Annotated in this window: 20 protein-coding genes; all 20 read right to left on the bottom strand. The window is 64.4% G+C overall.

Annotated features, from left to right (window positions below):
• Positions 1–101: 101 nt before the first annotated feature.
• On the bottom strand, positions 102–587 hold the full coding sequence (gene rplO, locus PMI01_RS02805) for a 50S ribosomal protein L15 (RefSeq protein WP_007662712.1): 486 nt from the start codon (positions 585–587) through the stop codon (positions 102–104).
• 128 nt (positions 588–715) lie between these two features.
• Positions 716–904, bottom strand: a complete 189-nt coding sequence (rpmD, locus tag PMI01_RS02810; protein WP_007662719.1) for a 50S ribosomal protein L30 — start codon at positions 902–904, stop codon at positions 716–718.
• A 3-nt stretch (positions 905–907) separates the two neighbouring features.
• Complete coding sequence (rpsE, locus tag PMI01_RS02815; RefSeq protein WP_007662727.1) at positions 908–1513, bottom strand: 30S ribosomal protein S5; 606 nt, start codon at positions 1511–1513, stop codon at positions 908–910.
• Positions 1514–1523: 10 nt separating this feature from the next.
• Positions 1524–1880: a 50S ribosomal protein L18 gene (gene rplR / locus PMI01_RS02820; protein ID WP_007662729.1), complete on the bottom strand. Its 357-nt coding sequence runs from the start codon at positions 1878–1880 to the stop codon at positions 1524–1526.
• Between the two features lie 3 nt (positions 1881–1883).
• On the bottom strand, positions 1884–2417 hold the full coding sequence (rplF, locus tag PMI01_RS02825; RefSeq protein WP_007662730.1) for a 50S ribosomal protein L6: 534 nt from the start codon (positions 2415–2417) through the stop codon (positions 1884–1886).
• A gap of 17 nt (positions 2418–2434) precedes the next feature.
• Positions 2435–2833, bottom strand: coding sequence for a 30S ribosomal protein S8 (gene rpsH / locus PMI01_RS02830; RefSeq protein WP_007662733.1), 399 nt, complete (start codon positions 2831–2833; stop codon positions 2435–2437).
• A gap of 10 nt (positions 2834–2843) precedes the next feature.
• Entirely contained in the window at positions 2844–3149 is a 306-nt protein-coding gene (rpsN, locus tag PMI01_RS02835) for a 30S ribosomal protein S14 (RefSeq protein WP_007662736.1), read from the bottom strand.
• A gap of 21 nt (positions 3150–3170) precedes the next feature.
• Positions 3171–3728, bottom strand: a complete 558-nt coding sequence (gene rplE / locus PMI01_RS02840; protein ID WP_007662739.1) for a 50S ribosomal protein L5 — start codon at positions 3726–3728, stop codon at positions 3171–3173.
• Positions 3721–4035, bottom strand: coding sequence for a 50S ribosomal protein L24 (gene rplX / locus PMI01_RS02845; RefSeq protein WP_007662740.1), 315 nt, complete (start codon positions 4033–4035; stop codon positions 3721–3723). Before rplX ends, rplE begins: the two co-directional genes overlap by 8 nt.
• Positions 4035–4403 carry a 50S ribosomal protein L14 gene (gene rplN / locus PMI01_RS02850; protein WP_007662742.1) on the bottom strand — a complete coding sequence of 123 codons (369 nt, stop codon included), beginning with the start codon at positions 4401–4403 and terminating at the stop codon, positions 4035–4037. Before rplN ends, rplX begins: the two co-directional genes overlap by 1 nt.
• Before the next feature lie 17 nt (positions 4404–4420).
• Positions 4421–4660 carry a 30S ribosomal protein S17 gene (gene rpsQ / locus PMI01_RS02855; protein ID WP_007662746.1) on the bottom strand — a complete coding sequence of 80 codons (240 nt, stop codon included), beginning with the start codon at positions 4658–4660 and terminating at the stop codon, positions 4421–4423.
• Between the two features lie 10 nt (positions 4661–4670).
• Positions 4671–4865 carry a 50S ribosomal protein L29 gene (gene rpmC / locus PMI01_RS02860; protein ID WP_007662749.1) on the bottom strand — a complete coding sequence of 65 codons (195 nt, stop codon included), beginning with the start codon at positions 4863–4865 and terminating at the stop codon, positions 4671–4673.
• Entirely contained in the window at positions 4862–5302 is a 441-nt protein-coding gene (gene rplP, locus PMI01_RS02865; RefSeq protein WP_007662750.1) for a 50S ribosomal protein L16, read from the bottom strand. Before rplP ends, rpmC begins: the two co-directional genes overlap by 4 nt.
• A gap of 12 nt (positions 5303–5314) precedes the next feature.
• Positions 5315–6064: a 30S ribosomal protein S3 gene (rpsC, locus tag PMI01_RS02870; protein ID WP_007662751.1), complete on the bottom strand. Its 750-nt coding sequence runs from the start codon at positions 6062–6064 to the stop codon at positions 5315–5317.
• On the bottom strand, positions 6064–6444 hold the full coding sequence (rplV, locus tag PMI01_RS02875; protein ID WP_007662752.1) for a 50S ribosomal protein L22: 381 nt from the start codon (positions 6442–6444) through the stop codon (positions 6064–6066). The genes rpsC and rplV overlap by 1 nt, the downstream gene beginning before the upstream one ends.
• Positions 6445–6447: 3 nt before the next feature.
• Complete coding sequence (gene rpsS, locus PMI01_RS02880) at positions 6448–6726, bottom strand: 30S ribosomal protein S19 (protein ID WP_007662753.1); 279 nt, start codon at positions 6724–6726, stop codon at positions 6448–6450.
• Between the two features lie 3 nt (positions 6727–6729).
• The gene (rplB, locus tag PMI01_RS02885) at positions 6730–7569 is read right to left on the bottom strand and encodes a 50S ribosomal protein L2 (protein ID WP_007662754.1); all 840 of its coding nucleotides are present in this window, start codon (positions 7567–7569) and stop codon (positions 6730–6732) included.
• A 3-nt stretch (positions 7570–7572) separates the two neighbouring features.
• Positions 7573–7869 carry a 50S ribosomal protein L23 gene (locus PMI01_RS02890; protein WP_007662755.1) on the bottom strand — a complete coding sequence of 99 codons (297 nt, stop codon included), beginning with the start codon at positions 7867–7869 and terminating at the stop codon, positions 7573–7575.
• The gene (gene rplD, locus PMI01_RS02895) at positions 7869–8507 is read right to left on the bottom strand and encodes a 50S ribosomal protein L4 (protein ID WP_007662756.1); all 639 of its coding nucleotides are present in this window, start codon (positions 8505–8507) and stop codon (positions 7869–7871) included. Before rplD ends, PMI01_RS02890 begins: the two co-directional genes overlap by 1 nt.
• On the bottom strand, positions 8507–9277 hold the full coding sequence (gene rplC / locus PMI01_RS02900) for a 50S ribosomal protein L3 (RefSeq protein WP_007662758.1): 771 nt from the start codon (positions 9275–9277) through the stop codon (positions 8507–8509). Before rplC ends, rplD begins: the two co-directional genes overlap by 1 nt.
• Positions 9278–9283: the final 6 nt, after the last annotated feature.

Here is a 9283-nt window from a genome sequence, read left to right on the forward strand (position 1 = left end):
CCGGCGGGAAGCCGCGGGAAGTTTCCGGAGGGCCGGAGCCCTCCCCTCCCCGCGATCCCAGCCTGCCGTTCAAGGACGGCGTCCGGGATGACGCTATGGTCTTAGGCCTCGGCCGAAACCTTGGCCTTCTTGGTCACGGTCACCGAACCGCCGGCGGCTTCCACGGCCTTGATGGCCGCTTCGGTCGCCGAATAGACGGTCAGGTTCAGCTTGGCCTTGATCTCGCCCTTGCCCAGCAGCTTCACGCCGTCCAGCTCGCGACGGATCACGCCGGCGGCGATCAGGTCGGCGGCGGCCAGCGTCGCGCCGGCCTTCAGCTTGCCGGCTTCGACGGCCTGTTCCAGGCGCCACAGGTTCACTTCAGCGAACTCGAGGCGGAAGGGGTTGTTGAAGCCGCGCTTGGGCATGCGCATGTGCAGCGGCATCTGGCCGCCTTCGAAGCCGGCGATGGCGACGCCCGAGCGCGCCTTCTGGCCCTTCACGCCGCGACCACCGGTCTTGCCCTTGCCCGAACCCGGGCCGCGGCCGATGCGCATGCGGCCCTTGGTCGAGCCGGGAGCCGGAGCCAGTTCATTAAGCTTGGTCATATGTGCCTCTCCTTGGAGATCTGCGCCCGGCCAGCGGCCGGACTCGGCTTTTGAAAACGGTATCTAAACTCAAACGAAAACCACCCCGGTTTTCACCGGGGTGGCGATTTCGACGTCTCGTAGCAGAACTACTCGACGATTTCCAGCAGGTGCGCGACCTTGCGGATCATGCCGCGAACCGACGGGGTGTCTTCCAGCTCGGACTCGCGTCCCAGCTTGTTCAGACCCAGGCCGGCCAGCGTAGCGCGCTGGACGGCGTTGCGGCGGATCGGGCTGCCGGTCTGGCGAACCTTCACAGTCTTGGTTTGCGTAGCCATGTCTTAGCCCTCGATGGCGTCCGGAGCCGAGGCTCCGTCGGCGCGGCGGCCGAGAATGTCGCCAACCTTCTTGCCGCGCTTGGCGGCGATCTGGCGGGGCGACGATTGAACCTTCAGGGCCTCGAACGTGGCGCGAACCATGTTGTACGGGTTGCTGGAACCCGTCGACTTGGCCACGACGTCCTGGACGCCCAGGGTTTCGAGAACCGCGCGCATCGGACCACCAGCGATGACGCCCGTGCCGGGAGGGGCAGCGCGCATCATGACCTTGCCAGCGCCCCAACGGCCGTAGCCGTCGTGGTGCAGGGTGCGCGATTCCCGCAGGGGAACGCGAACCATGGTCTTCTTGGCTTCTTCGGTCGCCTTGCGGATGGCTTCCGGCACTTCACGCGCCTTGCCATGACCGAAGCCGACGCGGCCCTTTTGGTCGCCGACGACCATCAGAGCGGCGAAGCTGAAGCGACGGCCGCCCTTCACGGTGGCGGCGACGCGGTTGATGTGGACGAGCTTTTCGACGATGTCGCTGTCGACCCGCTCTTCGGGGGCGTTGCGGTCGCGACGGCCGCGGTTTTGGCCGCCTTCTCCGCGCTGTTGATCACCACGAGCCATGATGTTTCCCTTAGAAGTTCAGGCCGGCTTCGCGCGCGGCGTCGGCCAGGGCTTTCACCCGTCCGTGGAAGATGTAGCCACCGCGATCGAAGACGACGTCCTTGACGCCTTTTTCGATAGCGCGCTCGGCGACGAGCTTGCCGACGAGAGCGGCCGCGTCCTTGTCCGCGCCCTTGGTCGCGGCTTCACCCTCGAGGGTGGAAGCCGACGCCAGGGTCACGCCGCGTTCATCATCGATGATCTGGGCGTAGATGTTCTTGGACGAACGGAAGACCGACAGACGCGGACGACCGTTGGACAGGGCCTTGAGGCGGGTGCGGGTGCGTTGGGCACGACGCACGGCGGATTCGCGAGGTGAGAGCGCCATGGCTTACTTCTTCTTGCCTTCCTTGCGGCGAACCTTTTCGCCGGCATAGCGCACGCCTTTGCCCTTGTAGGGCTCGGGCGGACGAATGCGGCGAATCTTCGCGGCAATCTCGCCGACCGCCTGCTTGTCAGCGCCGGCGATCTTGATTTCGGTCTGCTTGGGCACCGCGAAGGTGACGCCGGCCGGAGCCTCGACGTCCACGTCGTGGGAGAAACCGAGCTGGATGGAGAGCGCGGAGCCCTTCATCGCGGCGCGGTAGCCGACGCCGACCAGTTCGAGGGTTTCCTCGAAGCCGGTGGTGACGCCGTGCACCATGTTGGCCAGCAGCGTGCGGGACAGGCCCCACATCGACTTGGCGCGCTTGCTTTCGTCGCGCGGGGTCAGGTTCAGTTCCGAACCTTCCAGCTTGACTTCGATTTCGTCGGCGATGGTCCAGGCGAGCGTGCCCTTGGGGCCCTTCACCGTGACCGTCTGCCCGTCGACCGTGACATTCACGCCCGAGGGGATTGCGACGGCTTTCTTACCGATCCGTGACATGTTTTTCCCTCCCGCGCCTAGTAGACGCGGCAGAGGACTTCGCCACCGACATTAGCGTCGCGGGCGGCGGAGTCCGACATGACGCCCTTCGGCGTCGAAAGGATCGAGATACCAAGGCCGTTCTTGATCGGCTTCAGGTCCTTGATCGACGAATAGACGCGGCGGCCAGGCTTGGACACGCGGCTGATCTCGGCGATCACGGGCTCACCGTCAAAATACTTGAGCTCGATCTCGAATTCGGGGAACGCACCGGGCTTCTCGACCAGCGAGTAGCCGCGGATGTAGCCTTCGTCGGCCAGCACGTCCAGGACGCGGGCGCGCAGCTTGGAAGCCGGCGTCGCGACCTTGGCGCGCTTGCGCGTGGCGGCGTTCTTGATGCGAGCGATCATATCGCTCAGGGGATCGTTCATCGACATCTGATCGTCCTCACCAGCTCGACTTGACGAGGCCGGGGATCTGGCCCGACGAGCCGAGCTCGCGGAGCGCGATACGGCTCATCTTCAGCTTGCGATAATAGGCGCGCGGGCGGCCCGTGACTTCGCACCGGTTACGGATGCGAACGGCGGACGAGCTGCGCGGAAGCTTCGCGAGCTTCAGGCGGGCTTCGAAGCGTTCTTCGAGTGGCAGGCTTTCGTCATTGGCGATCGCCTTCAGCGCGACGCGCTTGCTGGCATACTGCTTAACGAGGGCCTTGACCGCGAGATTGCGGTTGACGGCGCTTTTCTTGGCCATGGTGTGTTTCCCTGCCCGCTCTTAATTCGTGAACGGGAACTGGAATTCCTTCAGGAGAGCCTTGGCTTCCTGATCGGTCTTCGCAGTGGTGCAGACGATGATGTCCATGCCCCAGATCTGTTCGATCTGGTCATAGTTGATTTCCGGGAACACCAGGTGCTCCTTCAGGCCCATGGCGTAGTTGCCACGGCCGTCGAAGCTCTTGCCGTTCAGGCCGCGGAAGTCCTTCACGCGCGGCAGCGCGATCGTGACCAGGCGGTCGAGGAATTCGTACATCCGGTCCTTGCGGAGGGTCACCTTGGCGCCGACCACCATGCCTTCGCGCAGCTTGAAGCCGGCGATGGACTTGCGGGCCTTCGTGGCGACCGGCTTCTGGCCAGCGATGGCCATCAGATCCTTCAGCGCGGTCTGGGCCTTCTTGGAGTCGGCCACGGCCTCGCCGATACCCATGTTCAGGACGATCTTGTCCAGCTTGGGGATCTGCATCTCGTTGGTGTACGCGAACTGTTCCTTCATCGCGGCGCGGATGCGCGCGCGATATTCGGACTTCAGCCGCGGCTCGTAAGCTTGATCAACCATTGATCACCTCGCCCGTCGTCTTGGCGAAACGCACCTTCTTGTCGCCTTCGATCTTGAAGCCGACGCGGGTGGGTTTGCCGTTGGAATCGACGATCGCGACGTTCGAGACGTGCAGCGCCGCTTCCTTGCTCTTGATGCCGCCTTGCGGATCGGCCTGGGTGGCCTTGGTGTGGCGTTGAACCAGGTTCACGCCTTGCACCAGGACACGGTTCGCCTTGACGAGGACCTGGGTCACAGCGCCTTGCTTGCCCTTGTCCTTGCCGGCCAGGACGACAACGCGGTCGCCCTTCTTGATCTTAGCGGCCATTACAGCACCTCGGGGGCGAGGGAGATGATCTTCATGTGGTTCTTCGCGCGCAGTTCGCGAGGAACCGGGCCGAAGATCCGCGTGCCGACCGGCTCGCTCTGCTTGTTGACGATCACCGCGGCGTTCTTGTCGAAACGGATCAGCGACCCGTCCTTACGCTTCATGCCTTGGTTCACGCGAACGACGACGGCGCGAAGCACGTCGCCCTTCTTCACGCGGCCGCGAGGAATGGCTTCCTTCACGGACACGACGATCACGTCACCGACGCTGGCATAGCGACGACCTGCGCCACCCAGCACCTTGATGCACATGACCCGGCGGGCGCCGGAGTTGTCGGCGACTTCCAGGTTAGTTTGCATCTGGATCATGGTTCAAACCTTCCAGATTAAGCCGAAGCCTTGGGAAGGACTTCCCAGGTCTTCAGCTTGGACTTCGGAGCGCACTCAACGATGCGAGCAACTTCGCCCGCCTTGTACGCATTGCTCTCATCGTGCGCGTGGTACTTCTTGGACCGACGCACGATCTTCTTCAGCAGCGGGTGAACGATGGTCCGTTCAACCTTAACCACTACGGTCTTGTCGCCCTTATCGGAGACGACAACCCCTTCGAGGATACGCTTGGGCATATCGTTCTCCTTAAGCCGCGGCCTTGGCGCGCAGCACGGTCTTGATGCGGGCGATTTCCTTGCGGATCTCACCAACGCGGTGGGTCTTTTCCACCTGACCGGTCGCCGCCTGGAAGCGCAGGTTGAACTGCTCCTTCTTGAGGCTGAGCAGTTGCTCGGCGAGCTGGTCGGGCGTCATGCCCCGGACGTCTTGGATCTTGGTCATGCCGCTTCGGCCTCCAGAGCCGCACCGGCGTCGATGCGGGTCACGACGCGCGTGCGGATCGGCAGCTTGGCCGCGCCGAGGCGCAGAGCTTCGCGGGCGATATCGTCCGGCACACCGTCGATTTCGAACATGATCCGGCCCGGCGCGACGCGCGCGGCCCAGTGATCGACGGCGCCCTTGCCCTTACCCATCCGGACTTCGGCCGGCTTGCCGGTGACCGGCACGTCGGGGAAGATACGGATCCAGACGCGGCCTTGACGCTTCATCTGGCGGGTGATCGCGCGGCGGGCCGCTTCGATCTGGCGAGCCGTGATGCGTTCCGGCTCAACGGCTTTCAGACCGTAGGAGCCGAAATTCAGCAGGGTGCCGCCCTTCGAGGTGCCGTGGATACGGCCCTTGAACTGCTTGCGGAACTTGGTTTTTTTCGGTGACAGCATAGCGCTCTATCCTTAGCCCCGATCGCGACGGCCGCGATCACCCCGGTCGGGACGATCGCCGCGCTCGCGTCCGCCACCTTCGCCGGCCGGGCCGGATTCAGTGGCCAGACGCTTGTCGAGCGCCATCGGGTCGTGGTCCAGCACTTCGCCTTTGAAGATCCAGGTCTTCACGCCGATGATGCCGTAGGTGGTCTTGGCTTCCGCGAAACCGTAGTCGATGTCGGCGCGCAGGGTGTGGAGCGGCACGCGACCTTCGCGATACCATTCCATCCGCGCGATTTCAGCGCCGCCGAGGCGGCCCGACACGTTGATGCGGATGCCCTTGGCGCCAAGACGGACGGCCGATTGGATCGACCGCTTCATGGCGCGACGGAAGGCGATCCGGCGCTCGAGCTGCTGGGCGATGGACTCGGCCACCAGCTGGGCGTCGGTTTCGGGCTTGCGGATCTCGACGATGTTCAGGTGAACCTCGCCTTCGGTCATCACCGACAGGTCCTTGCGGAGCTTGTCGATGTCGGCGCCCTTCTTGCCGATGATCACGCCGGGACGCGCCGCATAGATCGTGACGCGGCACTTCTTGTGCGGACGCTCGATGATGATGCGCGACACGCCGGCTTGATACAGGCGCTTCTTCAGCATCGTGCGGACCGCGAGGTCCTGATGCAGAAGCTTGCCGTACTGCTCGCCGTCGGCGAACCAACGGCTGTCCCAGGTACGGTTGATGCCGAGCCGCAGCCCGACCGGATTGACTTTCTGACCCATCAGGCGGCCTCACCCAGTTCGCGGACCACGATGGTGATCTCGGAGAACGGCTTTTCAACGCGCGTGGCCCGACCGCGAGCACGCGGCGAGAAGCGCTTCATCACCAGGTTCTTGCCCACATAGGCCTCGGCGACGACCAGCGAGTCGATGTCGAGGTTGTGGTTGTTCTCGGCGTTGGAGATCGCCGAGTACAGCGCCTTGCGGACGTCCTGAGCGATACGCTTGTGGCTGAATTCGAGCTCGTTCAGAGCGCGTTGGACGTTCAGGCCACGGATGGACTGAGCGACCAGGTTCAGCTTGCGAGCGCTGGTGCGCAGGGTGCGAACCTTGCACATCGCTTCGTTGGCCGGCAGGCGGCGAGCTTGTTTAGCTTGGCTCATGGCCTACTTCCTCTTCGCCTTCTTGTCGGCGGCGTGGCCGGGGAAGCTGCGGGTGGGCGCGAACTCACCGAACTTCATGCCGACCATGTCTTCCGACACGGAGACGGGGATGTGCTTGTGACCGTTGTGCACGCCGAACACCAGGCCGACGAACTGCGGCATGATGGTCGAGCGGCGCGACCAGGTCTTGATCACATCCTTGCGGCCCGACGCCAGGGCGACATCGGCTTTCTTCAGGAGGTACCCGTCGACAAACGGGCCTTTCCAGACGGAGCGGGTCATGGCTTAGCGGCCCTTTTTCGCTTTGTGGCGCGAACGGATGATGAACTTATCCGTGGCCTTGTTGACGCGGGTCTTGGCGCCCTTGGTCGGCTTACCGGCCGGGGTCACCGGGTTACGACCGCCCGAGGTCCGACCTTCACCACCACCGTGGGGGTGGTCGACCGGGTTCATGGCGACGCCGCGAACGTGCGGACGACGGCCCATGTGACGCGAACGACCGGCCTTGCCGAGGTTCTGGTTCGAGTGGTCGGGGTTCGACACGGCGCCGATGGTGGCCATGCAGGTGTCCAGGACCATGCGCAGTTCGCCCGAGTTCAGGCGGATCTGGGCGTAGCCGGCGTCACGACCGACCAGCTGGGCGTAGGCGCCAGCCGAACGCGCGATCTGACCACCCTTGGCGGGCTTCAGCTCGACGTTGTGGATGATCGTGCCGATCGGCATGGTGCGCAGCGGCGAGGCGTTGCCCGGCTTCACGTCGACCTTCTCGCCGGTGACGACTTCGTCGCCGGCCTTCAGGCGTTGCGGGGCCAGGATGTAGGCCAGCTCGCCATCGGTCTCATACTTGATGAGCGCGATGAAGGCGGTGCGGTTCGGGTCGTACTCAAGGCGGACCACGGTGGCCGTGCCTTGCTTGCGACGCTTGAAGTCGACCAGACGGTAGAGGCGCTTGGCGCCGCCGCCGCGGAAGCGGACCGCGATACGGCCATTGCCGCCACGACCGCCCGACTTGGTCAGACCTTCGACCAGCTTCTTTTCCGGGCGGCCCTTGTGGAGCTCGCTGCGGTCGATCAGCACCAGGCCGCGTTGGCCCGGGCTGGTCGGATTATAATGCTTCAAGGCCATCTCTTAGAGCCCCGTCGTGATGTCGATCGACTGGCCTTCGGCCAGCGTCACGATCGCTTTCTTGACGTCGGAACGACGACCGATGATGCCACGGAAGCGCTTGGTCTTGCCCTTGGTGACCAGGGTGTTGACCTTGGTGACCTTGACCTTGAACAGCTCTTCGACTGCGGCGGCGATTTCGTCCTTCGACGCATCGGCGGACACCCGGAAGACGACCTTGTTCTGCTCGCTGAGCAGGGTGGCCTTCTCGGTGATCACCGGCGACAGGATCGTGTCGTAGTGGCGGGCGGTAGCGGCCATTACGCGGCTTCCTTCTCAGCGAAGCGCGCCGAGATCGCTTCCACCGCGTCCTTCGTGAGGACCAGGGTGTGGCGACGCAGCACGTCATAGACGTTCAGGCCGGCGTTCGGCAGCACGTCGATGTTCGGAATGTTGCGGGCGGCGAGCTTGAAGTTGCCGTCCACTTCCGGACCCGCGATGACCAGGGCGTTCTTCAGACCCATCTTGTCGAAGGTGGCGCGCAGGGCGGCCGTCTTCGGATCGGTCAGAGCCACGTTGTCCAGCACGATCAGCGAGCCGGCCTTGGCCTTCGACGACAGAGCGTGGCGCAGAGCCATGGCGCGGATCTTCTTGGGAAGATCGAACGCATGGCTGCGGACGACAGGGCCGTGGGCCTTGGCGCCGCCGACGAACTGAGCCGCACGGCGCGAACCGTGACGAGCCGAGCCGGTGCCCTTTTGCTTGTACATCTTCTTGCCCGTACGAGAGACCTCGTTGCGGACCTGAATCTTGTGGTTCCCGGAGCGGCGCTTGGCCAGCTGCCAGGTGACGACGCGCTGCAGGATGTCGCCGCGGATGTCGGCGATGCCAAAGATGGCGTCGTCGAGATCAACGGAGCCGGCCTTGCCGCCGTCCAGTTTGATGACGTCGAGTTTCATTAGCCTTCGCCCTCTTCGGTCGTCGCCGCGGAGGTTTCTTCAGCGGGGGTTTCAGCCGCGGCTTGAGCCGGAGCTTCGCCAGCCGTGCGGAAGGCGCCCGGACGCGGCAGGTCGGCCGGAGCGGCCTTCTTGATCGCGTCGCGAACCTTGACGTACGAGCCTTCGTGGCCGGGGACAGCGCCCTTGACCAGGATCAGGCCGCGTTCGACGTCCACTTTCCAAACGGTGACGTTCAGGGTGGTGACGGTTTCCTGACCCAGGTGACCAGCCATCTTCTTGCCCGGGAACGTACGACCCGGATCCTGGCGGTTGCCGGTCGAGCCGTGCGAACGGTGCGAGACCGAGACGCCGTGAGTGGCGCGCAGACCGCCGAAGTTCCAGCGCTTCATGGCGCCGGCGAAACCCTTACCGACGGTGACGCCCTGGATGTCGACCTTCTGGCCGGCGACGTAGTGGTCGGCGGTGAATTCCGCGCCCACTTCGATCAGAGCGGCTTCATCGACGCGGAACTCGGCGACGACCCGCTTGGGTTCGACCGCGCCCTTGGCGAAGTGGCCGCGCATGGCCTTGGAGGTGTTCTTGGGCTTCTTGGCGCCGGCGCCGAGCTGCAGGGCGGTGTAACCGTCCTTCTCGACCGTGCGCTGAGCCGTCACCTGGCAGCCGTCCAGCGAAAGGACGGTGACGGGGATGTGCTGTCCGGTTTCGTCGAAGAAGCGGGTCATGCCCAGCTTCCTGGCGAGAACGCCTGTGCGTTGTGCGGGGAGAGTCATCTGTTC

Source organism: Caulobacter sp. AP07 (genome assembly GCF_000281955.1).
GTDB lineage: Bacteria > Pseudomonadota > Alphaproteobacteria > Caulobacterales > Caulobacteraceae > Caulobacter.